Origin of the sequence: Bacterioplanoides sp., from assembly GCF_965219715.1 — a bacterium.
GTDB lineage: Bacteria > Pseudomonadota > Gammaproteobacteria > Pseudomonadales > Oceanobacteraceae > Bacterioplanoides.
Genome location: NZ_OZ244785.1, coordinates 269,363 through 294,011, shown reverse-complemented (window position 1 = coordinate 294,011; position 24,649 = coordinate 269,363). Strand labels below are relative to the sequence as shown.

At 47.2% G+C, this 24,649-nt stretch carries 25 protein-coding genes and 1 riboswitch; of the genes, 11 read left to right on the top strand and 14 right to left on the bottom strand.

Features of this window, described 5'->3' with window-relative positions:
- Window positions 1-144: 144 nt before the first annotated feature.
- Window positions 145-789 (bottom strand): DUF938 domain-containing protein, encoded by a 645-nt coding sequence (locus tag ACOQOZ_RS01880; RefSeq protein WP_420590590.1) that lies wholly within the window; start codon window positions 787-789, stop codon window positions 145-147.
- A 248-nt stretch (window positions 790-1,037) separates the two neighbouring features.
- Between ACOQOZ_RS01880 and ACOQOZ_RS01875 the strand changes: the two genes are divergently transcribed.
- The gene (locus ACOQOZ_RS01875) at window positions 1,038-2,768 is read left to right on the top strand and encodes a proline--tRNA ligase (protein ID WP_420590589.1); all 1,731 of its coding nucleotides are present in this window, start codon (window positions 1,038-1,040) and stop codon (window positions 2,766-2,768) included.
- A gap of 152 nt (window positions 2,769-2,920) precedes the next feature.
- Window positions 2,921-3,529 carry a lytic transglycosylase domain-containing protein gene (locus ACOQOZ_RS01870; RefSeq protein WP_420590588.1) on the top strand — a complete coding sequence of 203 codons (609 nt, stop codon included), beginning with the start codon at window positions 2,921-2,923 and terminating at the stop codon, window positions 3,527-3,529.
- Here ACOQOZ_RS01870 and ACOQOZ_RS01865 read toward each other — a convergent pair.
- From ACOQOZ_RS01865 to ACOQOZ_RS01850, 4 genes are all read right to left on the bottom strand, one after another.
- On the bottom strand, window positions 3,520-4,254 hold the full coding sequence (locus tag ACOQOZ_RS01865) for a pseudouridine synthase (protein WP_420590587.1): 735 nt from the start codon (window positions 4,252-4,254) through the stop codon (window positions 3,520-3,522). The genes ACOQOZ_RS01870 and ACOQOZ_RS01865 overlap by 10 nt on opposite strands.
- Window positions 4,255-4,333: 79 nt before the next feature.
- Window positions 4,334-5,188 (bottom strand): HDOD domain-containing protein, encoded by an 855-nt coding sequence (locus tag ACOQOZ_RS01860; protein WP_420590586.1) that lies wholly within the window; start codon window positions 5,186-5,188, stop codon window positions 4,334-4,336.
- 95 nt (window positions 5,189-5,283) lie between these two features.
- Window positions 5,284-5,415 carry a hypothetical protein gene (locus ACOQOZ_RS01855; RefSeq protein ID WP_420590585.1) on the bottom strand — a complete coding sequence of 44 codons (132 nt, stop codon included), beginning with the start codon at window positions 5,413-5,415 and terminating at the stop codon, window positions 5,284-5,286.
- A 139-nt stretch (window positions 5,416-5,554) separates the two neighbouring features.
- Complete coding sequence (locus tag ACOQOZ_RS01850; protein ID WP_420590584.1) at window positions 5,555-6,232, bottom strand: DUF4349 domain-containing protein; 678 nt, start codon at window positions 6,230-6,232, stop codon at window positions 5,555-5,557.
- Between the two features lie 177 nt (window positions 6,233-6,409).
- On the opposite strand from ACOQOZ_RS01850, the gene ACOQOZ_RS01845 reads away from it, so the two are divergent.
- The gene (locus ACOQOZ_RS01845; protein WP_420590583.1) at window positions 6,410-6,724 is read left to right on the top strand and encodes an NIPSNAP family protein; all 315 of its coding nucleotides are present in this window, start codon (window positions 6,410-6,412) and stop codon (window positions 6,722-6,724) included.
- Between the two features lie 122 nt (window positions 6,725-6,846).
- Here ACOQOZ_RS01845 and cysN read toward each other — a convergent pair whose 3' ends face one another.
- Complete coding sequence (cysN, locus tag ACOQOZ_RS01840) at window positions 6,847-8,457, bottom strand: sulfate adenylyltransferase subunit CysN (RefSeq protein ID WP_420590582.1); 1,611 nt, start codon at window positions 8,455-8,457, stop codon at window positions 6,847-6,849.
- Complete coding sequence (gene cysD, locus ACOQOZ_RS01835) at window positions 8,457-9,365, bottom strand: sulfate adenylyltransferase subunit CysD (protein ID WP_420590581.1); 909 nt, start codon at window positions 9,363-9,365, stop codon at window positions 8,457-8,459. Before cysD ends, cysN begins: the two co-directional genes overlap by 1 nt.
- Before the next feature lie 273 nt (window positions 9,366-9,638).
- Between cysD and ACOQOZ_RS01830 the strand changes: the two genes are divergently transcribed.
- Window positions 9,639-10,262, top strand: a complete 624-nt coding sequence (locus ACOQOZ_RS01830; RefSeq protein ID WP_420590580.1) for an alpha/beta hydrolase — start codon at window positions 9,639-9,641, stop codon at window positions 10,260-10,262.
- 15 nt (window positions 10,263-10,277) lie between these two features.
- Here the strand turns inward: ACOQOZ_RS01830 and ACOQOZ_RS01825 are convergent, their stop codons facing one another.
- Window positions 10,278-10,916 (bottom strand): TetR/AcrR family transcriptional regulator, encoded by a 639-nt coding sequence (locus tag ACOQOZ_RS01825; RefSeq protein WP_420590579.1) that lies wholly within the window; start codon window positions 10,914-10,916, stop codon window positions 10,278-10,280.
- A gap of 272 nt (window positions 10,917-11,188) precedes the next feature.
- On the opposite strand from ACOQOZ_RS01825, the gene ACOQOZ_RS01820 reads away from it, so the two are divergent.
- Both ACOQOZ_RS01820 and ACOQOZ_RS01815 read left to right on the top strand, forming a co-directional pair.
- Window positions 11,189-12,916, top strand: a complete 1,728-nt coding sequence (locus ACOQOZ_RS01820) for an amidohydrolase (RefSeq protein ID WP_420590578.1) — start codon at window positions 11,189-11,191, stop codon at window positions 12,914-12,916.
- Window positions 12,917-13,023: 107 nt separating this feature from the next.
- A complete protein-coding gene (locus tag ACOQOZ_RS01815; RefSeq protein ID WP_420590577.1) occupies window positions 13,024-13,671 on the top strand; it encodes a TetR/AcrR family transcriptional regulator in 648 nt (215 codons plus the stop codon).
- A 38-nt stretch (window positions 13,672-13,709) separates the two neighbouring features.
- Here ACOQOZ_RS01815 and ACOQOZ_RS01810 read toward each other — a convergent pair whose 3' ends face one another.
- Genes ACOQOZ_RS01810 through ACOQOZ_RS01800 form a run of 3 tightly spaced genes read right to left on the bottom strand, consistent with a single transcriptional unit; the run spans window position 13,710 to window position 16,178 of the window.
- Entirely contained in the window at window positions 13,710-14,348 is a 639-nt protein-coding gene (locus ACOQOZ_RS01810; protein ID WP_420590576.1) for a 2-hydroxychromene-2-carboxylate isomerase, read from the bottom strand.
- Between the two features lies 1 nt (window position 14,349).
- On the bottom strand, window positions 14,350-15,309 hold the full coding sequence (locus tag ACOQOZ_RS01805; RefSeq protein WP_420590575.1) for an AMP-binding protein: 960 nt from the start codon (window positions 15,307-15,309) through the stop codon (window positions 14,350-14,352).
- Between the two features lie 14 nt (window positions 15,310-15,323).
- On the bottom strand, window positions 15,324-16,178 hold the full coding sequence (locus ACOQOZ_RS01800; protein WP_420590574.1) for an AMP-binding protein: 855 nt from the start codon (window positions 16,176-16,178) through the stop codon (window positions 15,324-15,326).
- A 290-nt stretch (window positions 16,179-16,468) separates the two neighbouring features.
- Here ACOQOZ_RS01800 and zapE point away from each other — a divergent pair, with 290 nt between their 5' ends.
- Both zapE and ACOQOZ_RS01790 read left to right on the top strand, forming a co-directional pair.
- A complete protein-coding gene (gene zapE, locus ACOQOZ_RS01795) occupies window positions 16,469-17,593 on the top strand; it encodes a cell division protein ZapE (RefSeq protein ID WP_420590573.1) in 1,125 nt (374 codons plus the stop codon).
- A 120-nt stretch (window positions 17,594-17,713) separates the two neighbouring features.
- Window positions 17,714-18,310 carry a rhomboid family intramembrane serine protease gene (locus ACOQOZ_RS01790; RefSeq protein ID WP_420590572.1) on the top strand — a complete coding sequence of 199 codons (597 nt, stop codon included), beginning with the start codon at window positions 17,714-17,716 and terminating at the stop codon, window positions 18,308-18,310.
- A gap of 65 nt (window positions 18,311-18,375) precedes the next feature.
- Here ACOQOZ_RS01790 and ACOQOZ_RS01785 read toward each other — a convergent pair whose 3' ends face one another.
- Entirely contained in the window at window positions 18,376-20,235 is a 1,860-nt protein-coding gene (locus ACOQOZ_RS01785; RefSeq protein ID WP_420590571.1) for a TonB-dependent receptor plug domain-containing protein, read from the bottom strand.
- 235 nt (window positions 20,236-20,470) lie between these two features.
- Window positions 20,471-20,691, bottom strand: a riboswitch (cobalamin riboswitch).
- 96 nt (window positions 20,692-20,787) lie between these two features.
- Between ACOQOZ_RS01785 and ACOQOZ_RS01780 the strand changes: the two genes are divergently transcribed.
- Window positions 20,788-21,672 (top strand): PepSY domain-containing protein, encoded by an 885-nt coding sequence (locus ACOQOZ_RS01780; RefSeq protein ID WP_420590570.1) that lies wholly within the window; start codon window positions 20,788-20,790, stop codon window positions 21,670-21,672.
- Window positions 21,673-21,736: 64 nt separating this feature from the next.
- Window positions 21,737-22,210, top strand: coding sequence for a hypothetical protein (locus ACOQOZ_RS01775; protein WP_420590569.1), 474 nt, complete (start codon window positions 21,737-21,739; stop codon window positions 22,208-22,210).
- A 91-nt stretch (window positions 22,211-22,301) separates the two neighbouring features.
- On the opposite strand, the gene ACOQOZ_RS01770 is transcribed toward ACOQOZ_RS01775, so the two are convergent.
- Complete coding sequence (locus tag ACOQOZ_RS01770; protein ID WP_420590568.1) at window positions 22,302-23,672, bottom strand: L-serine ammonia-lyase; 1,371 nt, start codon at window positions 23,670-23,672, stop codon at window positions 22,302-22,304.
- Between the two features lie 197 nt (window positions 23,673-23,869).
- On the opposite strand from ACOQOZ_RS01770, the gene ACOQOZ_RS01765 reads away from it, so the two are divergent.
- Window positions 23,870-24,277 carry a hypothetical protein gene (locus ACOQOZ_RS01765; protein WP_420590567.1) on the top strand — a complete coding sequence of 136 codons (408 nt, stop codon included), beginning with the start codon at window positions 23,870-23,872 and terminating at the stop codon, window positions 24,275-24,277.
- 54 nt (window positions 24,278-24,331) lie between these two features.
- Here ACOQOZ_RS01765 and ACOQOZ_RS01760 read toward each other — a convergent pair whose 3' ends face one another.
- The gene (locus tag ACOQOZ_RS01760) at window positions 24,332-24,604 is read right to left on the bottom strand and encodes a TMEM165/GDT1 family protein (RefSeq protein WP_420590566.1); all 273 of its coding nucleotides are present in this window, start codon (window positions 24,602-24,604) and stop codon (window positions 24,332-24,334) included.
- Window positions 24,605-24,649: the final 45 nt, after the last annotated feature.

The following is a 24,649-nucleotide window of genomic DNA, read 5'->3' as shown; positions in this document are numbered from 1 at the left end:
GTTCCCCGAAAGTCACATATTAAATGACTGATTTACCGACACGACTGTATTTTGCGGAACACTATGGTTACAAAAAATGAACAATCACTCGCATATAGAAAAAGAAGCCTGATCACCAGAAAGAGCAACATCAATGATCGGGGATTAACTGTCAGCGTACTTCTGCAGCACTAAAATACGGTTATTGGCTGGCATGGCGATGTCTTTGATTAATCGCAGTTTTTCTTTACGGGCAGCGAGAATAATTTGCTCGAAGTCTTTAATTCCCGACTCCGGGTCGCGCTCTCTTAACCAGGTATCCAGGTCGCGATTACCGTCACTGGTGAACTGACCATCGTAATTATACGGTCCATAAAACAAGGCGATGCCCGAGTCTTTCAGTACCCGACCAATTCCCGTCATCATAGCGCGTACTTTCGGCCAGCTGACGTAATGCACCAGGTTAGCGCTGAATACGGCATCGACCTGTTTTACCGGCCACAGGTCCTGCTCAATATCCAGCACCAACGGCGGTAAAAAATTCTCTTTAGCCGTTCGCTCACGCCAGGCGTTAATGCCATCGATGGTATTAGCCAGATCGGAAGGTTGCCAGATGATATCCGGCAAAGCAGTGGTGAAGTAGCTGGCATGCTGGCCAGTACCACTGCCCAACTCCAGAACCACCGAGTGTTGCGCAATTTCCTGCTGTAACACATCGGCGATCGGTTTCTGATTACGCAAACAAGCTGGCGCGACGGGTAAATCTTCCGCCAGCAATGCTTCAAGCTGTGTGGTAACAGCTTCCACCATGATTCACTCTCTTATTTGCCCGGGGCATATTGTCTGGCGAAGTATCTCACAGCGACACCGCAGCACAAGCACAGCCGGGAAAAAACTCTGTTGCGCCCGACGAAACCTCAAATCAGCCCTCAACCTTTGAAACCTGACCACCACAAACCAGACAACAAGCGCAGAAAACAGCCTATGTCGCATTGCCGCAAACAGCTCCAGCCTTTAAAATTGCCCGTCATTTGAATCTACATGGGCAAATAAGACGCATGCGCGCTACTCAATTCCTGATTGCAACCGAAAAAGAAACCCCGGCAGATGCGGTGGTTATCAGCCATAAGCTGATGCTGCGCTCCGGCATGATCCGTAAACTGGCCGCCGGCCTGTACAACTGGATGCCCCTGGGTTTACGTACTCTGCGTAAAGTAGAGGCCATTGTGCGCGAAGAAATGAACCGCGCCGGTGCGATGGAAGTATTGATGCCCGCCGTTCAACCGGCTGAATTATGGGAAGAAAGTGGTCGCTGGCAACAATACGGCGGCGAACTGCTGCGTCTGAAAGACCGTCACAGCCGTGACTTCTGTGTTGGCCCAACCCACGAAGAAGTAATCACCGATCTGGTTCGTAACAACATCAGCAGCTACAAGCAATTACCGCTGAATATGTATCAGATTCAGACCAAGTTCCGCGATGAAACCCGTCCACGTTTTGGTGTGATGCGCTCGCGTGAATTCATCATGAAAGACGCTTATTCGTTCCACTCTGACGAAGCTTGTCTGGAAAACACCTACCAGGCGATGCACGAAGCGTATACCCGTATTTTCACCCGCTTAGGCCTGGACTTCCGTCCGGTATGGGCAGATACCGGTTCGATCGGTGGTGCAAAATCTCACGAATTCCACGTATTAGCGGAGTCCGGCGAAGACGATATCGCCTTCTCGAACGCCAGTGATTACGCCGCAAACGTTGAGCTGGCTGAAGCACTGGCACCTGCCGGTGAGCGTTCTGCGGCAACGGAAGAGATGCGTGAAGTCGATACGCCAAATGCCAAAACCATCGATGAGCTGGTTGAACAGTTTGGTCTGGCGATTGAAAAAACCATCAAAACTCTGATTGTTCGTGGTGAAGCGGATGAAGACGGCAACCAGCCGTTAATCGCTCTGCTGGTTCGTGGCGATCATGAGCTGAATGAAATTAAAGCTGAGAAGCTGGAAGGCGTTGCTAACCCGCTGCAATTTGCCGGTGAAGAAGAAATCCGCGCGGCTGTTGGTGCTGGCCCAGGTTCTTTAGGTCCGGTTGGTATGAACATCCGTATCGTTGCAGATCGCGCGGTTGCTCACTGCTCTGACTTTGGTGCTGGCGCCAACACCGATGGCAAACACCTGTTTGGCATTAACTGGGAACGTGATTTACCACTGCCGGAGGTAGCTGATCTGCGTAACGTGGTTGCCGGTGATCCAAGCCCATGTGGTAACGGCACACTGGAGATCAAACGTGGCATCGAAGTGGGCCATATCTTCCAGCTGGGCACCAAGTACTCCGAAGCGATGAAAGCCTCGGTACTGAACGTTAACGGTAAAGACCAGACTCTGATTATGGGTTGTTATGGTATTGGTGTTACTCGTGTGGTTGCCGCTGCAATTGAGCAGAACAACGACGACAACGGCATTATCTGGCCAGACGCGATCGCACCTTTCCAGATTGGTATTGTGCCGATGAACCTGCATCGCTCAGAAGCGGTTCAGCAAGCCACTGAAAAGCTGTACGCTGAGCTTACCGAAGCCGGTTTCGATGTATTCCTGGATGATCGTGATAAGAAAACCAGCCCGGGCGTTAAATTCGCTGATATGGAACTGATGGGTATTCCGCACCGTATCGTGATTTCTGACCGTGGTCTTGAAGCTGGCACGCTGGAATATAAATCGCGCCGTGCGGAAGACAAGCAAGACTTAGCTGCGGATTCTGTAGTTGAGTTCCTGAAACAAAACGTTCAGCTGTAACAAAACTACCTGCGTTGTCAGAGCTGTGTTAAAAATAATCTCAAATGCTCATTTATTAGCTATAAACTGCGCGTTTTCGATTATTTTTGCCTTGCTCTGACGGCCTCGGAAACGTTTTGTAGTAAGTATAAGAACACAAGGAGAAAGCGCAGATGAAACGATTTAACCAAAACGTTTTTTCTGCGTTTTTTTTATGCCTGTTATTAATCGGCACCTCCCCTGCTGTTCACGCCAATAAAACTTCATCGAACAAACCGAAAGTCGATAGCGAACTGCGCGATGCATTACGTAACGCGGTTAACGATGCTACATCGTTCGAAGATGAGTTTGCCGCACAGGTGTGGCTGGTTGATATGTCGACACGCTTAAAACGTTATATCAAAGACGATAAAAAGCGGCTGGATTTTCTTCGCATGGTGCATCAGGAAGCCTCTCGTGCTGATTTATCACCGGAATTAGTAATGGCGCTTATTCATGTCGAAAGCGGCTTTCAGCGCTTTGCATTGTCTGTGGTGGGTGCCCAGGGTTATATGCAGATAATGCCGTTCTGGAAAAAAGAAATTGGTCGTGAAGACGATAACCTGATGAAAACCCGTACCAATTTGCGTTACGGCTGTACCATCCTGAAACATTATTTAAAGCGCGAAAAAGGCGACTGGATACGTGCCTTAGCTCGTTATAACGGCAGTTTAGGACGTACAAAATATCCGGAAAAAGTGATGATGTTCTGGGAAAAATACTGGTTTATTGATCATCGTTGATTCCAGATCGCATCCGGATCAATCAAACAACTGCAGCCTTGCGGCAAATAATTACCTGAATTATCTGCTAACTCGAGCTCACCCACTCTCTCTCGATGTAAACGGATCACCGCATTACGGAACCGACCAAACATGCGTTTTATCTGATGGTATTTCCCTTCTTTTAAAATCACACGTGCTGATTTAGCTCCGGTTACTTCCAACACAGCCGGTTGAGTGGTGATATTTTCAAACGGGAAATACATCCCTTTAGCAAAAGCGCTGACATACTCGTCGTTAAGATCGTTTTCCAGCTCCACGTTATACACTTTTTCGACTTTGGCCTCAGGCGCCATGATTTTTTCCGACCAGCGGCTGTCATTGGTTAACAACAGCAAGCCGCTGGTATTCAGGTCCAGTCGGCCGACAATATGCAATTCGTGTTTACGTGGATGATCGATCAGGTCGATGACGGTTTTATGCAAATCGTCTCTGGTTGCGCTGACCACACCTACGGGTTTGTTCAGCATCAGATACAGCGGCGTATTGTGCTGCAAAACGGTTTCTCTGTTGGTGCCTGCATCGAGAATAATGTTGCAGAATTCATCAATCTGAAAAGCCGAATCGTTAACAACACTGCCATTTACGCTAACGCGCCCGGCCGCCAACAAGGGACGCAGGTTATTGCGGCTGATATTCAGGGTTCGGCTGAGAAAACGGTCGAGGCGACCTCGTTTGTTAATCATCTTCAGGCTGACGCCATCCTGCAGAAAAGAAAAGCGCCGCTATTTTAGAGCAATTACAACGGCCTGTTTAGTGACGATTTCAGCCTCCCATCACCTGCTCATTCCAGATTTGCTGAAGATCTTCCTGCAAATCAAAGTAGTCCGACTCCATCAGCCCAAGCTGATCAAAATACGTGTCTTTATATTCCAGCCAACCGACGCAATCTCTGTCGCGGCTGCTGCGTTCAACAATATTTTCTGCCAGTTTCAGCGTGCTCATCATCAGGTTTTCGATGCTGTCGTGGCCAAAGTCGAAAGAGTCAGGATCATGATGACCAAGAATCACTTTGCAGACCTCTTTTGGCAGATTCCAGCCATTAGCAATCAGATAACCAACAATCGGATGGGAAGTGTTATAACGGGCGTCTTCGATTTCCATCAGCGTCTGATCATCGCTTTTGTCGGCTTCCTGCAGGCACTGCAAGTAACTGTCATGAAAGCGGATGCTCATGGCGGCAACACCACAATCATGAAACAGGCCGGTGGTGTATAAATTTTCCAGCGGCACACGATCTTTAATGATCTGACCGATAAACACCATCGCTTCGGCAATTTGCCGCGAAGTATCCCAGAAGCGCTCAAAGTTAATGGCCGATTTACCAACAAATGCCTGCTGAATCAGAACGGACGACACCAACCCTGACACTGTTTTAAAGCCCAGAAACATCACCGCCTGGCGTGCATCGGATATCTGTCGGTTCATACCATACGCCGAAGAGTTAATCGCCTGCAGAATGGCAGCTGACAAACCGATGTCACAGGCCACCAGTTCCGCCAGTTTCGCCAGATCCGGTTCTTCCGCCGTACAAAGGTCCTGCACCTTAATCAACAAGGACGGAGGCGATGGCAGAACAAAGCCTGCCCTGACCTCTTCTAGTTTGTGTAATGCGACCATGGTGACTCCCGCCATCTGTTTATCAGGTACTAAAACCTTAGATTGCAGAGCGACACAGGCAAGATGGCACCAGCGAACAGGATAAGAACTAGTGATTAGGTATGATGGAAAGCTGCCAGTGACAAAATCGCTTTGTATTGCTTGTTTTCATCAAAACCCTCAGGCAGGTACAGGTTTGCTGCCAGGTCGACACCGAATGATTTAAACGTCACTTTCTTAACAGTCATACATTCACCCCTTCGTGAAATGATTCAATTAGCTAGTGGAATCATCATAGGCTCAGAGGGCCAGCAAAGCAGTGCACAAAACTGCAGGATATGGATACAAAATGACGCAAGAACACCGGGCTTTCACCCGGATTTTCCCTTATTCGATGATAAACAATTTCTCAAATACCCAGTAAACACCCACACCGATATAAGACAGTGGGCCTAACACACGTTTCTTCGAAATGGATATATTCACTTCTGACATTGCGGCCTGCTTTTTAAGGCTATTTAAACGCCCTTCAATACGTTCTATCTCACCCTGAAGCCGGGTAATCTCTTTTTCAATCTGCAGAATTTGTCCAATATCCAGGGTTTTATTCAGCAGCGCCTCCATCCGGCTGCGCAAGGCTTTCATACTTTTCAAACGGGCGCCGGTATCGATCACCTGATCAGTGATATCTTTTACCCGCACTGATTTGTTCGTGATGATGCCGCTTTTTCCGATAGCACTGATAAAGGTATCGAACTTTTCCGAAGGCACTTTAGCGGTAATATCAATAGTCCGTTCATTACGTTGCTCCGAACGATCGACATAACCCTGCAGTCGCTCCAAAGATGCCTTTAGATCAGACACAACGGTATCAATCGATTCCACTTCCAGACTAATATCAGCTTCCTTAACCAGGTATCGCGATACATAAGCAGCCTCATTAGATTGCGTTGCCTGCGCCTCGGCGGCTGTAAAAGAAGGAGGTGCCAGATTCTGAGCACCACCAGTGGTAGAGCATGCAGAAGCACAGAGAAAAAATAACAGAATTGTAGCCAGCCTTAGCATATAGAAACCTTATTATCATTAATAACTTCAACTGGCAGTTTAACAGATTCAAAGAGGATAACTATTCGGCGCTATAATCCGCAACCTCACTCGAAATTACCCGATACGAGTCTGTAATTGATCTAAAATAGCCTATGACACAAACCAACCAACTTTCAGACAATGATGCTAAGCAGTATGAAAATCATCGAACTTCGCGAATATAAGATTAAACCTGGAAAAACACAGGAATGGCTTGAACTGATGGGCACAGAAATTCTGCCCTACCAACGTAATAAAGGCATGACTGTACTCGATACTTATCTGCAAACGGACGAAGACGGCAACGACTATTTCGTCTGGCTCCGGGAGTTTGACAATGAGGAGTCCCGGCAGCGTCTTTATGCTGAAACCTATGATGATTGGTGGAAAACTGAAATGAGAGCCAGAGTTTTCAGTCTGATTGAAGAAAGTGCGGTGAGTGTGAAACTGTTAAAGCCTCTGAATATGTAATAGCTATTTGGCGTTAATCACGTCTAATAAAACGCTCAACGATAAAACTGAGCAATAAAAACCGAGCAATAAAAAACCCCGGGCTGTTTCCAGACCGGGGTTTTATAAACAAAGAGCAGGAATTAAATAATTCCTTTCTCCTGCAGTTCAGCAATCAGGCTATCCAGAGATTCCTGATCCGCTGCCAGACTGATATCAGCGCCGTCTGCACCACCAGCAACCAGAGCAACCAGACCCGCTGCTTTCAGCAGTTCCGCATTCTCGGCTGTTGCGATGCCAGATACGCGACCCATTTCGAACAGGCGGCGATCCAGCTTCAGAACAACGTCTTCTGCGTCTGCAGCGTTAATAGCCACAACAGCTGGCTTCTGACCGAAACGTGCGGCTTTTTCTTCAGCCGACACTGGGTGCGCATCACCCTCACCGTCCTGAGCTTCACCGACAATCATACCAGCGCCAACGGTTACGTTGGTCAGGCGGTCAATCACGATAAAACCACCCGTTGCGCGGTTTTTCTGATACGGGTCAAAAGCAACCGGTTTAGTCAGTGCAACTTCACACAGAGCAATTTCGTTCAGCTTAACGTCGTCTGCATCGTGTTGGTCCAGCGTGTTGACATCAACACGGTGGTGGATTTTAGACACAGCACCCTGAGACATCTGTGAAGCAAACTTAATGTCGTAAGGCTTACCCGGAACCAGCGCGTCTTCAGCCATCCATACAATGTCGGCATTCAACTTGCTGGATACCGTTGGAACGTCGTCGATATGAACCAGAGTGTCACCACGGGATACGTCAATTTCATCTTTCAGGGTGATGGTCACCGCCTGATCGATGAATGCTTCGTCCTGGTCACCTTCGTAGGTCACAATCTTGTCGACGGTGCTGGTTTTACGTGATGGCAGTGCCATTACGCTATCACCCGGGCGAATAGAACCCGACGCCACGGTACCGCAGAAACCACGGAAATCCAGGTTTGGACGGTTTACGTACTGAACCGGGAAGCGGAAGTTCTGCAGGTTTTTGTCGGCCGAAATTTCAGCCGTCTCAAGAATTTCCATCAGCGTTTTATCGGTGTACCAGTTAGAACGCTCAGTACGGTTAACAATGTTGTCACCGTCTAACGCCGAAATTGGCACACACTTGATGTCGCTCAGATTCAGATTTTCAGCAAACTTGAGGTAATCCGCTTTGATCTCTTCGAAGCGCTCTTCGGAGAAGTCCAGCAGGTCCATTTTGTTCACGGCGACAACAACGTGCTTAATACCCAGCAGTGACGCAATGTACGAGTGACGTTTGGTCTGAGTCTGAACACCGTAACGGGCATCGATCAGGATGATCGCCAGGTCACAGGTCGAAGCACCGGTGGCCATGTTACGGGTGTACTGCTCGTGTCCAGGCGTATCAGCGATAATGAACTTACGTTTCTCAGTGGAGAAATAACGGTAAGCCACATCGATGGTGATGCCTTGCTCACGCTCAGCGGCCAAGCCGTCTACCAGCAGCGCCAGGTCGATTTTGTCGCCCTGAGTACCGGATTTTGCCGAGTCGTTTTCAACCGCTGCCAACTGATCTTCAAAGATCATCTTGGAATCGTATAACAGACGACCGATCAGGGTAGACTTACCGTCATCCACGTTACCGCAGGTCAGAAAGCGCAGCAGTTCTTTGTTTTCGTGTTGCTTCAGATACGCCAGGATATCTTCTGCAATCAGGTTTGATTGGTGTGACATTAGAAGTACCCCTCTTGTTTCTTCTTCTCCATGGAACCAGATGAATCGTGGTCAATCGCACGACCCTGACGCTCTGACGTGGTGGTCAGCAGCATTTCCTGAATAATCTCAGGCAGAGTATTGGCAGTGGATTCCACAGCACCGGTTAATGGGTAACAACCCAGGGTACGGAAGCGAACCATTTTCTTCTCAGGCACTTCGCCTTCGTCTAACGGCATACGCTCGTCGTCAACCATGATCAGCATGCCATCACGCTCAACCACAGGACGTTCTTCTGCCAGGTACAGACCTGGAATTTCGATGTTTTCCATGTAGATGTACTGCCAGATATCCAGCTCAGTCCAGTTGGATAATGGGAATACACGGATGGATTCACCTTTATTAACTTTACCGTTGTAGATGTTCCACAGTTCAGGACGCTGGTTTTTCGGGTCCCAACGGTGGTTTTCATCACGGAAAGAGTACACGCGCTCTTTCGCACGGGATTTTTCTTCATCACGACGCGCACCACCAAAGGCCGCATCAAAGCCCCATTTATCCAGCGCTTGTTTCAGCGCCTGGGTTTTCATGATGTCGGTGTGCTTGGAAGAACCATGGGTGAACGGACCTACGCCCTGCGCCAGACCTTCCGGATTGGTATGAACCAGCAGTTCCATACCAACGGTTTCCGCCATTTTGTCGCGGAACTCGATCATTTCTTTGAACTTCCACTTGGTGTCCACGTGCATCAGTGGAAACGGTGGTTTACCCGGATAAAAAGCTTTACGGGCCAGGTGCAGCATTACCGCGGAATCTTTACCCACGGAGTACAGCATTACCGGATTATCAAACTCTGCAGCCACTTCACGGATAATATGAATACTTTCCGCTTCGAGCTGCTTTAAATGCGTCAGGTTGTAGTCAGTCATGGTTGCTCTTCTGCTTCCGAGCTATCCCTAAGGGAAATTGTCGGATTTACTTTTAGCCTAATTTAGATGGACGGAACTATATCAAGAGGTGAGATATATAAGAAGGCATGTTCGATAACATTTAGCTATATAGATATAGGCAGCTTGTCGTATCATTTCTCCAGCCCGGATCCTACCATTAAGTAGAAGCCACAAGCCGAAAGGTGGTAGAGCTTTTCCGCGGCAATCAGCTTAGGCTGACGCCCCTATCAATCCGAACATCAGAGACAATCTATGAGTGAAATCGCAACCCGCATCGTAACGCCCAATGGAGATCTGGAAGCCCGGGTAGACAGTCAGGGCAGCGATGGTTTTCTGATGTGCCACCCTCACCCGCTGTTTGACGGCACCATGAATAATAAAGTGGTCACCACAGCGACCCGCGCTGCAGCAAGCCTGGGTCTGTCGACCCTGCGGTTTAATTTTCGCGGAGTTGGCGATAGCCCGGGCGAGCACGATCACGGCAAAGGCGAGATCGATGACGTACTTGCGGCGCTGACATTCGCCAAACAGGAGCTGGGCTGGAACAAGATCTATCTCGGTGGATTTTCGTTTGGTGCCGGTATGGCCTGCCTGGCTTCCTGCCAACAAACGGAGCTGGTATCCGGACTGTTTCTGGTGGCTCCGGCAGTTCACCACTTCGATGCTCCTAATGCCCTGCCCTACGAGTTCGAGAGCCACGTGTATATGGGCGATGCCGATGAAGTTGTTCCTTTTGATGAAGTTGACGACTGGGTGGAACGACTGGTGCCTCAGCCACACTGGCGGGTTTTCAGCGATGGCAGCCATTTCTTCCACGGTCGCCTGACCGACCTGAAACAATCGTTGCAGCAAGATCTTGAAGCGATAATAAGTTAACCCGTTACAGGCTTGTCATTCCAAAGTTTGTATAACAGCTACCATTGCTTTTTTATGGGGAATCAGTAATGGCGCGGATTCGCAAATGCCAGCAACGAGTATTTCATCAAAAGCAGTATGAATACCATAAAGATAGGTACTTACCCGTAATAAGTTATCGGGAGATTGATCTACGAATACTTTCGCCAATCCATTCGCCAGTACATTCACCACATTTCGCTCATGCTGCTCATCGATCTCCCTCAATTCCTTAAAGATATTCATAGCTTTGAATAATTCCAGTTCAAAAGCACGATCAGGAGAAGATTCAGAGTATTTTTCGGGAGTATAGAAACGGTCCAGCCTGGTATCCAATGTCTCCATAAACTCGCCAATGGACATAGGAGGAATATCGACCAAAACTTCCAGGTCGCTAATAACGTCCTCCAGACAGGCACTATAAATTGCTTTGACCACTGCCAGTTTATTCGGGAAATACTGGTATAGAGAGCCCGTTGAGATGCCAGCCTGTGCTGCTATCTTTCTGGTTGACAAGCCATCAACCCCGTCCTTCAACAAGACCTCTCGCGTGGCTTTCAGAATTTTCTCAACCATCTTCTTCGAACGTTCCTGAGAGGGTTGCTTCCGGCTCTCGGTATTGCGTTTTACGGCCATATCTTTCGCTGTGTCAGTTCAATATCAGAAGTAACTATATCAAAAATAGCGATAACGTTATTCCAGCTTCCAGAGCAGCGAAAGACGATCCAACGGCACCCCGTCAATTAATCCCAGTAACAAGTTATTACAAATAAATTATGCGCACATTTGTGCGCATTTGATAAGTTAATGAATCCTGATCGAATCTGAACGAACACGAGAGAAATATAAAAATGATGAATATGAGATCTTACTGGGCCCGCATAACGACGGTGTTGTTATGCACATTTATGATGCTGGGCTGCCTGGACAACAACAATAAGAGCAAGAATCAGAAAAAACCGCTACCAAGCAACGCCACGCTATATCACAATGCAGCCATAAAAACAATGGATAAGCAAAACAGCAACGCCAATGCGATCATCACGGCTGATGACAAAATTATTGCGGTTGGTACGCTGGCAGAGTTTCGACGGGACTACCGCAATGTCGATCAACTCAAGAAAACTGATCTGAATGGACATTTTGTGATGCCTGGCATCATTGATGCTCATACCCACCCAGGCGCCATGTCAATTCTCGGCGATCCGTTCTCGACGGAGTCACACCTTGAATTAAGTAAAAACAATAAAGAAGAGTTTTTCTCCGATTTGCGTAAGCTGGCAGAACAGACAAAAGGTCAGCCTTTAGTTTTTACCGGTACCTGGCATGTCGATATGTTCCTACCGGAAGGGCCAAACAAAGCTCAACTGGATGAAATTTTCGGAAATACACCAGTCATTTTGCAGGATAATACCGGCCATAGTTTTTGGTTAAACAGCGCAGCACTCGCAGTATTTGGCATCGACAAAAATACTCCGGATTTGTCTCGCAATATTTCCTATTTCGTTAAAGATGAAAATGGAGAATTAACAGGTTGGGCCAAAGAGTTTTCATTAGTCCCCTTTATTCTTGCGACAATAACACCGAACGAAGCCGTGCTTACCAGTCGCCTGAAAAAGTTACTCCAGCACTATGCCGATTATGGAGTCACTGCACTTTGGGATGCAGGAAACTTTACCTCTCAGGATAATGTCTATTCAATTTTGAAAAAAATGGATGATGAAAATAAGCTTCCTGTTCGATACTATGCCTCCCATCATATTTTCGACGCCAGACAGGTCAAAACAGCGGTAGCTGATTTACAAGCTCTGAGAAAAAAGTATGCAGGAAAAAACCTGAAGTTCGACACAATTAAGATTCACTATGACGGTGATCATGCTTTAGGTACCGCCTATGTAAAACAAGAGTATCAGCACATACATGGCTCTAAGCCGAATATTGGCGGTGTATTGTTAACAGCCAAAGAACTGGCTGACTTTATTCTCGAGTTAAACCAGGCAAACATTGATTTACATTTACACACGGTTGGCAATCGTTCGATTCGTGAAGCATTAGATGCGGTAAAAATGGCCAAAGCGGCCACTGAATTGAGTAACGAAATTACCTTGTCTCATCTCGAGATTACCGACCCTGAAGATATAGATGACCTCGCAACCCTGAGTGTACACGCGAATTTCACCCCTCAGTGGTTAACCGCAGGCGCCTCAAAAGCTGCCACCATGACCATTGGTCAGCACCAGGTTGACCATAACTACACTCTGATCAAGTCCTATTTTGATAAAGGTGTTAAGGTTACGTTTTCAAGCGATACCTTTGGCCCGGCGGAAACACCTCTAATCACGCCTTTTCTCGGTATCCAGGCAGGCATAACCCGTGGTGATGGCATTGCTGCAGATATTAAACCCGCTCTTCCCCTTAATGAAGCGGTTAGTCTGGAGCAAATGCTGTCAGGCTACACTATCAATGCGGCAAAACAGCTGGGTATTAGCAATCTGACAGGATCACTTGAAGCAGGAAAAAAAGCTGATTTTATCGTATTAGACCAAAATCTGTTATCGATGGACCAGAATCAGATTCATAAACTGAAGCCTCGGGCAGTTGTTATGGATGGCAAGTTGGTCGCAGGAAAACTCTGAGAACACGACAGACTGCTGAACTATTAGCAGTCTGTCACCAATTCTGCCGCGACTTAGCGATTTATCTATATTAAACTGCTCGGAAGCTTGTGCTGCAGACACTCTGAATGAAAACAACCATCCCTCCGCGAAAAGTCCCCAAACAAGAAAGATCGCGACTTAAATTCGATAAAATGCTATCGATAGCAAAAGATATGCTGGTCGAAGGCGGCCTGGATACCTTTACAACTGAAACTCTGGCAAAACGTGCTGGAACATCAATTGGTTCAGTGTACCAATACTTCCCCAATAAACTTTCCATATTATCTGAATTGATTATTGAATGGCGCCAGGATATTGAATCCAGTCTATCAGCAATCCTGGATGAACTTAGCAACTACCCGATTGATACTAAAGAGCGGCGCAATACACTCATCGGAGAAATGATCGATCGTTTTTATACGCAAACAGTGACAACGCCAGAACAACTTAAATTGCATGCTGAACTGTTCAGAGCAACAGCGCAGTCTCCGGAACTGGAAATACTTGAACAACAGCATAATGAGTTTATTGCTCAATTCGTGGTTCACTTGATGAAACAACTCGGCTCAGATTTGGACGACAAGGCCCTGATCGATTTGGCGGGATATATGTATGAAGCTCAGAATTCTGTTGAAGCCGCATGCAAGTACGATTTTTCAGCGTATAAAAGAAGAATGGAATGGCATAAAAAAGCCAGTTTTTCATTGCTCAGTAAAGAGTGCTTCAACGACTAAAGTGGCTGACGCCACTTTAGTATTTTTTATTTCTTCAATTATGAAGAAAGCGGTTGCCAGCGGCCATACTTTAACCAGTGCTCAAGCATCCACAAACGATCACATCCCCAGATAAGTTCGCCATCTACTTCAAAGGTCGGAGATCCGAAAACGCCTTGCTTCATCGAATCTTCAACTGCTGACATTAATGCCTGTTTAACCGGCTCCCCTTCAGCGTCGGCTATCATTCGGTCACCATCGATTCCAATCAAATCTGCGATCCCTGCTAACACCGAATAATCACTGATATTTTTCCCTTCAGCCCAATAGCTGCGGTAAACAGCAAGAGCGAATTCTTCGGTTTTAATCGGCATATTCTGTCTTACCCAGGTCAGACATCTGGCCGCAGGCAAAGGCTTTGGCATTGGAAAGGCTGGCTTCAAAGGGATGTCATACAGTGCTGCCAGGCGCGGTAAGTCCTTCATGCAATACGCACCTTTTAAAGGTGTTTCCAACAACGGCTTCAAACCCATTTTTTTTAAGACAGAAACCCCAAGCAACATAGGATGCCATTCAATCTGACGGTCGTATCTGTCAGCTATTTCCTTAATCTTTGCAGCAGCAACGTAACCGTAAGGTGAAATGAAATCAAAATAAAAGTTGATCGGGCTATTGCTGTTTTTCATCGCCACTTCCATATCATATACTCCCGGTACATGCATCAATACTCATACCAAGTACCTCTGACATTTTCTCACACGCCTGGGTGAAAGATGCGTCTTCTCGCTCGGTATAAGCCTTAACATCAAATCGCCCCTGATCAGTCAGAGTTGCTTCAACCCGCAAAGCAAGGTCATCAAACATTTCCCCCAGTAATTCTTCAATTGCTGCAGCAACCGATAGTTCACGTAACGTCGGTTTGTGTATTTTTCCAACCGCTGTCACCGGCAATGAGTCGAGAATGATGATACGTTTAGGACTGGCGGGCTGCTCGTCAATGTGACAATCGGAAAAATCCTTTAGCTGCTGTGCAGTCACAGTCGATCCTTCTCTTAACTGCACATACGCGACAGGTAATTCTCCGGCGTATTCATCCGGCCAGCCAACAGCAGCCGCCAACTCAACTTCCGGATGCCTCTCCAGACACTGTTCAATCATAGCGGGATCAATATTATGGCCACTGCGGATAATCAGATCTTTCGCTCGACCGGTAATAAACAGATTTGAATTTTCATCAATATGCCCCAGATCTCCGGTATACAGCCATCCCTCTTTTACCGGTGATTCAGTACTGCCAAGATAGCCCGGGAAAACCGAATCACTTCTGACCAATATCTCACCACTTTCACCCGCTTCAGCAGCTCCGGAAATTCGAATACCAGAGTCCGGGCCAGCAAATCCAGCACTCCCTTTGGCAATGGGCTTCCCCACGGTTGCCATTGATATCAAGCCAGCAGTTTCTGTCATGCCATAAATACAATAAAGATCAATTCCCGTGAGTATTCGAATGTCAGCGTATAAATTTTCTGGTACCGGTGCACCTCCGGAAAACATCATGCGCAAACTGGAGATTTCAGCACCCTGTAACGGAACCGCTGCCATTGACGCAACCGAAGTCGGAATTCCACCGCTTACATTGATTTTATAATATTCAATCATTTTCCAGTGAGCTTTTATGACGTCAGGATCACGGAAACTTTTATGGTTGGCAGAACAATATTCATACCCGACAGCAACGCCCCCAGACTGGTTACGATAGCGCCTGCTACATGGAACAAAGGTAAGCCATTAAGTACTTTTTCACCCGGCTGAAAATCACTGTTGGAACAAACACGTGAGGCGCTGGTCAGCTGATTAAGAGCTGTGTGTTTAGCTAACTTTGGCGTGCCAGTAGTCCCACCCGTATGGAAATATGCAACCACATCTTGATTTCGGTTGAGCAGCGTTGCATCCAACTCATCATCGCTGTAACACCTTAAGGCACGATCAAAATCATTCCTGACCGACTCTGATTTTACGACACTCGGAAGCGGAGCATTTATCAGGCGCAACATCATTTTCAGTGTCGGAGGCAATAACGAAACGGCAAACAGTTTTATCTTTTTTCCCGCCTGACGTTCAACATCTGCGACGGCTTTTTTCGCCTTTTCCCAGATATCGATACCAGGGGTCGGACCAACTGAAATAAGAATATCCGAATCTGCTTTAAGTATAAGTTCGGTAATTGCCCCAACAGACAACAGCGGATTCAATGGATTAGCGATACCAATACATTCTGCCCCCCACAAAGCAACATGATGCTGGGGGATATTGGGAAGCAGGGTGGAAACAACAACATCCGCCTTTTTCTCTGAGACTTCAGAAAACATACGACCAGCGCGCTTCACATCAGAAAAAAACTGACGATAGCTGACTTCTGTATGACAAAACTCTGGATCTAACTTAGTTATCAAAGTGAAAGCAGCATAATTGGGATATAACTCGCTCGATCGTTTAATCAACTGATAGATGGTTTGTGGATGATTCATTTGAGTGTTCCGCTGTTGGTAATTTCATATTTTTCTTATGATCTCGCCATAAACATGAATGAGACCTCACCTTTATATAAACACAAGCATCCTCACCCTTTCAATAAATGCGCACATATGTTCTCGTTTTGTTTTGTAACTAATTGTTTCAACAAAATCCGTCATTGATGGCCTGTAGAAAGACTGACAAAGACCATAAGCCACTACAAAAAAGTGCGGTTTTAGGTTAAATTGCGCCCCCTGAAATTTGGTCCAAGGCCTGCCACAACGGCTTTTACGAGGAAAACACCGTGTCGACATCTCCAGTTTCTACTCCATGGGAACTCTACCAAGAAGACTTAAAACGCGACGACTTCTCTTACGATGCAGCCCAGGAAATGGCCGTTAAACATCTGCAGCGCCTGTATGAAGACCTGGTGGCTGATTACGAAGCCCAGAAGAACAAGGGGTTTGTCTCCAAGCTGTTCGGCAAGAAAAAGCAGAAAGAGCCAATTAAAGGTCTGTATTTCTGGGGCGGTGTTGGCCGTGGCAAAACCTACTTAGTCGACACCTTCTACGATGCGCTGCCGTTCGAACGTAAAATGCGTACCCACTTTCACCGCTTTATGCAGCGCGTGCACGCCGATCTGACCAAGCTGACCGGCGCAAAAAATCCCCTGGAAACGGTTGCCGATCAGATTGCTGAAGAAGCGGTAGTGATCTGTTTTGACGAATTTTTTGTATCCGATATCGGTGACGCCATGATCCTTGGCGGCCTGATGCAGGAACTGTTTGCTCGTGGTGTAACGCTGGTATCGACATCCAACATCGTTCCGGACGGTCTGTATAAAGACGGCCTGCAACGTGATCGGTTTATCCCGGCGATTAAACTGCTGAACAAATACACTGAAGTTGTGAACGTCGATAGCGGCGTGGACTATCGCCTGCGTACTCTGGAGCAGGCCGAGCTGTACCACTACCCGCTGGACGACAGCGCCGAAGCCTCACTACAAAAGAGCTTCGACAGCCTGGCACCGGACTGCAAACACACCGAAACCAACGTTAATGTTGAAATTCTTGGCCGTAACATCCCGGCCAAAGCGATTTGTGACGACGTTGCCTGGTTCGAGTTTGAAGGTTTGTGTGATGGCCCGCGTTCTCAGAACGACTACATCGAGCTGGGTAAATTGTTCCACGCGATTCTGATTTCTAACGTGCCGGTAATGGGCACCAAGAATGACGATCTGGCACGTCGTTATATCAACCTGATCGATGAATTTTACGATCGCGGCGTAAAAGTGATTATGTCGGCGGATGCGCCGATTCATGAGATTTACGGCACCGGCAAACTGGAATTTGAATTCCAGCGCACCACCTCGCGTATGCTGGAAATGCAATCTCACGATTATTTAGCGCGTGAGCATAAAGCGGATTAATTCGTTTCTCATTCGCTGGCTCAATAAATAAGTCACAAAAAAATAAATCGTAAAAAAAATAAGCAGCTCACTGAAGCTGCTTATTTTTTATAGCCCACGGTAACAAGGAAGTAACGCGTCATGACACCAGGCAAGATGTCTTCTCTAAAACAAAAATTCAGACAGCAATTACGTCTGGTTCTGATCATCGCCGCAAGTATTGCCATCATTGAAGTCATTAATCTGCTAACGCTGAGAAGCCTGAACCAGCTAGCGTTGATACCCCGTGACCTCACCCGCCTGCCCTTTATTATTACGGCACCCTTGCTTCACAAAGATATCTGGCATTTTGCATCGAATATCATTCCTTTTATGATTCTTTCGTTTTTAACCCTTCAGTACAGCCAGAAAACCTATCTGACCGTATTACTGACCAGCCTTATTGCAACCGGAGTTGGCGTTTGGTTGTTTGCACGAGGGGTGCCCCACATGGGACTGAACAGCCTGGTGTATGCACTGTTTGGTTTTTTACTGGTGAGCGGCATTCGCACCCGACAATTAAAGCACCTCGCCATATCCTTCATTACCTTGCTCGGATATGGCGGTTTGGTATTGGGTCTGTTACCAATGAACGCCTATATCTCATGGGAAAGTAATATTTTTGGCGCACTCAGTGGCCTGGCGTGTGCGTTTATTCTGAACAAAATGCCACAGCGGGAAGTCACGCTGGAAATGTAAGAGTTCCGATAATCAGAAAAAAGCCGCTCAATCGAACGGCTTTTTTATTGGTCAAACGTCTGCCATCAGAATCTATGACTGTAGCTCAGCTTGGTGGCAAACGGTGTTCCCAGGTCTTCATAGACATAAGGGCTGTCATCGCCATCTCGTTTAGCACTGCCAATACCCGATGCATACTGCTGATCGGTCAGGTTCTCCAGGCTCAGCGTCACGGTTTGCTTCTGTTCTTCGTCCAGTGTCTTCTGGATACTCAGATCAACGAGTGTGTAGTTACCGTAGTTTATGCGGCGGCTGTTTTTCTCATCCCACAGGCTACCTACACGGTTAGCATTAACAGAAACACGCAGACCATTCTCCAGCGCATCATAAATCAGACTCAACTTGGTATTGTTCAGCGGAATCAGATTAATCTGCTTGGTTTCACCTTTTTCCACCGCGCGGGAATAAACGTGGTTGGCATTAAATGTGAATTCATCCGTCAGATGTAAATGCAGATTTGCTTCCGCACCTTTAAAGCTGACCTGATCATCCGAGTTAGCAAATACACGACTGTCGCCCTGAGTTTCTGCTTTAATCAGGTTATCAACCTCACGGGCAAATACACTCAGACTTGCCTGTAACGCATCGTTGCTGAATTCACCACCAAGGTTAATGTTTTTACCCGTTTCCGGCTCCAGGTCAGAGTTGCCCTGAGTACAACAACTATCAATGGCGTAAAGCTCGTAAGCGGTTGGCAAACGGAAGCGGGTGCCCAGACTGGTGTGGAACGACAGCTGTTCATTCAGGTTATAAGAGCCACTGAAGTGCCCCACAAATTTATCACCTTCGCCTTCAGGTTTGTTGTAACGACCACCCAAAGACAAAACGCCGTCTTCGAATAAACGATTATTACTCGATACCTGAGCGAACACAGCCTGGACTTTTTCGGTCTGGCGACCAATCTTCAGAACGTCATCACTGCCAGAGAAGTTTTGCTGGTCATAACCAAAGCGAACATCAACACCAGCACCGGTATTTACTTCAGCCATCACATTCAGGCCTTTATCGACGTAACCCCAGTAATCGTAATTACTTTTTAATTCGATGCCCGCAGCGGCGTTATAAATGCGTAAATAACGCGTGTCCCACTCGTGGTAATAACCTTTAACAAACAAACGTACGTCGTCGCTGATACGACCATCCAACTTCAGATAAGCCAGATCTTCGGTGCGTTGGTTTTCAGTCAGGAAGTTATCCGTTGGCCGGGCGTAATCCAGTTCAGATTTATTTTGCTGATAAAAAGCCGTCAGTACCAGCTGGTCTGAAAATGCGTAATCTGCTTTAGCACCCATGGTTGTCACGTTGTAACCACGTTTACGATCGGTAGAGGATGCTTCGAAATCCTTATTTTTATACGGTTTAAAACCGTTCGAGCGATCTGTTGCTGCAAACAATAAATAACTGCCATTATCGTTTACGCCACCAATTCTGCCACTGTGAGAACGACCACCGTCCGACTGAGCACCAATGCTGACTTCATTTTCTCCACTACGGGCGGAGTGTGTGACGATATTCACCACACCGGCAACTGCTTGTGTGCCATAAAACAGGCTTTGTCCGCCTTTAAGAATTTCGATACGTTCAACAATGGCGGCCGGAATAGAATCCAGCGGCGACGTTGTGGCGTAGAGACGGTTATTAATCCGCACGCCGTCAAGCAGCCATAAAATACCCTGTGGTCGTGAGCCTTGCAGTGACGCGTCAACGTAATCAAACGCTCCGTTTTTAGGTGCAATAAATAATCCCGGCGCCAGCATTTGTAGCGCTTTTGCTACATCCTGAGCACCACTGGCACGAATGGCCACGCTGTTAATAACGGAAAATTCCGAGCCGTATTGAGAAATTTTTTGTGGCAGCGATTCTTCCAGAGACTGGCCAGAAACCACTACTTTTTCAAGGTCAGCATCGGCGGCCTATACAGCACCGGTTGCCAGCAAACTGCTGAATAAAACGATCTTGCGCATAAATTTACCCCAAACATCATCCTGCCTCTCATTAGGAAGCATTTTCAAAGGTTCATTTTTGCGAAAAAGGCGGGTAGACAAGGCACACTGACAGACAACCACTAAAAAAGTGAAAATTCTGGCTTGTGACTCTCCCCAGTGACGCCCTCCGCAACACTTTAGGTTACTTATTTCGGGCAGGTCTCCGGGCTTATAAAGGAGTGTGTGAGCATTCGCCTTCCCATGCTGACAGGGTGTCGGCACAGTGGCGTGTTGAATGCTCTACTCTATTTACCGTTGCGGGGGCAGCTAAGGAATGGCTGAAAATTCAGCGCCACCTTATTCCCTTTTAATTTCTGTTTTGCAATAAAACAGAAAACCTGAAATAATTTTTTGACTTCTTGCCAAAGAAATCCGCTGCGGAGTCTAGATTTTTGTCAGTACTGAGTCAACTGATAAAAATCCGTTGTTTTTGAATTCATCGGCGAATTTATAATGAAAAAATGGAAGAAGTACCTGCTATTGATCCACCGCTACACCGGAATTGTATTAGCACCGATTGTTTTTATCTGGTGCGTTTCCGGAGTTGTCATGATGTATGTCGGCTATCCGAAGCTGTCTGAGAATCAACGCATTGAGCAGCTTGGCGAACTGGATAAATTGCCTGAAACACTGCGATTACCGGCCGATATCCCTCAAGATAACATCTCCAGCCTGCAACTGGAGATGCGCCAGAACCAGCTCAGTTTTATCTATAAAAACCAACAGAACCAACTCTCTGCCAGCCTGGCAGAAACAGCCAGACCTTGGTCGAATACCAATGCGCAACAGGCGATGGAAATTGCCGCGCAATTTAATGGCGCTCCTATTATGGCGGTAGAAGAAATTGAACGTGACCAATGGACCGTTTATTCGCGTTATCACCAACACCGACCGCTGTTCAAAGTGACGGCCTCAGATCCGGACGCTACCGAGCTGTATATTTCCTCTCGCAGCGGTCAGGTTGTTCAGGCAACCACTGAGTTTCAACGCGGCTGGAGCTGGCTGGGTACCGTCAGCCACTGGTTATACCCAACCTTTTTGCGGCAGCACGCCAGTTTCTGGTATTGGCTGGTGATTGTGCTGACATTACTGGCGTTGCTGTCGACGCTCACAGGCATCTGGTTGGGACTGAAACAAATCCGCAAGAAAAAACAACGCTTAAAAGGAAAAGGCGTTTCGCCTTATCGCGGCATTTCGAAACTTCACCATATTGGAGGCCTGGCTTTTTCGTTATTTCTATTACTGTTTTTATTCAGCGGTTTATTATCGATGAATCCATGGGGGGTTACTGGAATCCAATCGCTCTCCTCATTCCCAGACTCTGAAGCAATCGGTTGATTATGCCAGCCTGCAACAAAGTCTGAATGTTATCGCCGGTAAGAAAAAACCACACATTAAACAATTGCGTCTGGCACCACGCTTTGGTCAGGCAAACTGGATCGTTTCATTCAGTGATGGTAGCCGGGAACGCTGGGATCAATACGGAAATAAAATCCTGATCAATTCGGATTATATGAATATGATTGCAGCAGGCCTGTCGGATAACAGCATCGCTGTCCATCACCAGATTGACTACGACCATTATTATTACGGCCACAAAAAAGAAAAACACCTGCCAGTCTGGCGCCTGGAAAATCAGCACGCTTCTGAAAACCATTGGTTTTATTTTGATGCAGAAACCGCCGAGATGTCATTATTTCTCGACAATAACCGCCGCTGGTATCGCTGGTTATTTAATGCATTACACAGCTGGGATTTCTCATCCGGTGTGCGACAGCGGCCAATCTGGGATCTATTGTTAGTGCCACCATTAATTCTGCTGAGCTTATTTGGTTTAACCTCCCTGATCATTGCAAAACGACGGTTGTTACGCTGAATACAAAAACGGAGAGCCAAGGCTCTCCGTTATCAATAAAGCAGGGTCTCACTCATTTAAAATTCGCGTTAGCACTCGTTTAAGATTCGCGTTAGCACTCGGTGTAATTAACCGCTAAACCACCCAATGACGTCTCTTTGTATTTCTCCGACATTTCCAACCCTGTTTGCTTCATCGCAGCAACGCAATTATCCAACGACATCACGTGCTGACCACTGTCCCGAATTGCCAGTGAAGCCGCGGTATAGGCTTTTAATGCACCAAAACCATTACGTTCAATACAGGGAACCTGAACCAAACCTTTAACCGGATCACAAGTCATGCCCAGATGATGTTCCAGTGCAATTTCTGCAGCATGCTCAATCTGTTCTGCACTACCACCTAAAACGGCACACAATCCTGCAGCGGCCATGGCACTGGCGGAGCCAACTTCCCCCTGGCAACCCACTTCTGCGCCGGAAATCGAGCTTTTGTGTTTGATAATTCCGCCGATGGCAGCTGCAGTCAGCAGGAAGTCCTGAATCTGTTGTTCAGATAATTGTCTATTCAACCAGGCGTAGTACAACACCGCTGGAATTACTCCGGCAGCACCGTTGGTGGGTGCCGTAACCACCGCGTGACCGGCAGCGTTTTCTTCATTCACCGCCATCGCATACGCACACAACCACTCGTGTAATTGCGGGCCTTCTTCACACTGCTGTAATTGCCGAAACAAACGCTGGGCCCTGCGCTGTACTTTAAGACCGCCGGGCAACTCCCCTTCGCTGCTTAAGCCATTTTCGACACAGACCTTCATTGCCTGCCAGATGCCGTTCAGCCCTTTATTGAGGTCATCGTCAGTTAAATGAAAATGCTCATTCTGCCGTTTCATTTCTGCAATGCTCAAGCCACTGCTTTGTGCCATCTGCACCATTGAGTCGGCGCTATCAAAAGGAAACGGATACTGGCTGGCGGGCAATAATTTCAGTGGCGCAACCAGGCCATCCAATTCCGCACGGTTATGAATAAACCCGCCACCAATCGAGAAGTAATGCTCACAGCAAACCACATCATCCTGATCATTACGCAATTCAAGTAACATGGCGTTCGGGTGCTCTGGCAAACGCTGCTCCATGGCAAACACCAGGTCATCACTGAAACGAAAGTTAAAACAGCGCCCGCCCAGCTCAAAACCCTCAAGCTGCTGTAACCGGGCAACTTCAGCTTCGATGTCTATGTGCGCAACCTGATCCGGGCAATGCCCGTGTAATCCCAGCAACACCGCTTTATCGGTGGCGTGACCATGACCAGTCAACGCCAGTGAACCGGTCAGAACACAACGCACCCGTGCACCCGCAGGCAGCGTTTGCAGCGCGGCTAATACCTCGTCGCGAAAGCGGCAAGCGGCCAACATCGGACCAACCGTGTGAGAACTGGACGGTCCGATCCCCGGTTTGAACAGATCAAGCGTACTGATAAACATACGGCCCCCGTTGAATCAGGCGAATATTCAGTATTCGCCTGCTGTGCGCAGTATTCAAGCGACCAGAACGGCCAGTCACGTCCAACTTTGGTCTGCTGCGAGCTGATGGCTTCCCAGACAAAACATTCCCATGTAGATATATTCCTAGCAAAGCATTAATATAACCAGCCAGTTATAGTTATTTATCTGTGTTAACCATGATCCGATTGTATTTTTGTTTGCTGACTGCGCTGCTTTTCACCGCCTACACCCAGGCCGACGACCGCTTAATGGTTGAACTGAATGGCAAACAACAAGAATTTGTACTCAACCATATGAAATCCATGCTGGAAACCATAGGTGCAATTCAACAGCATCTGGCTCGCGATAATCCAGAACAGGTGGCTGAGCGGGTTAAGGAATTAAAAGCGCACGAACGTGCAGTAAAACCAAAGGGGATTGGCAAATCCTTTCCACCGGGTTTTCGCGCCATGAGCAAAACTATGAATCAACACTGGAAAGTTTTGCTACAACCAACAACGAACGAAAAGAAAATTCAGCAGGAATTACATCTGATATTGAATCAATGTAATGCCTGCCATCGAAGCTATCAGTTAAAACGATAGCTTATTCAACTTTAATCAATATCAGATTAGTTAATTCGAATTGAAGCGGCGGAATTAAGCACTATACAAGGTGTAAGCGCCAATCAGAATAAAACCTGTACCGGCAATATAACTCAGGACTTTTTCGTTCAGATATCCCGACAATACACTGCCGGCTAATACGCCAATGGCTGAAGCAACAATTAATGCAGCGGAGGCGGCAAAAAACACCGTCCATTTACTAACGTCTTTATCGGCGGCGAACAACATGGTCGCCAGCTGAGTTTTATCACCCAGTTCGGCGATAAACACCGAGGCGAAGATCGTTGCGAAGATTTTCCAGTCCATACTTAACCTGAAATAGTGTAACAGGCGCGTACTTTACCACAGACC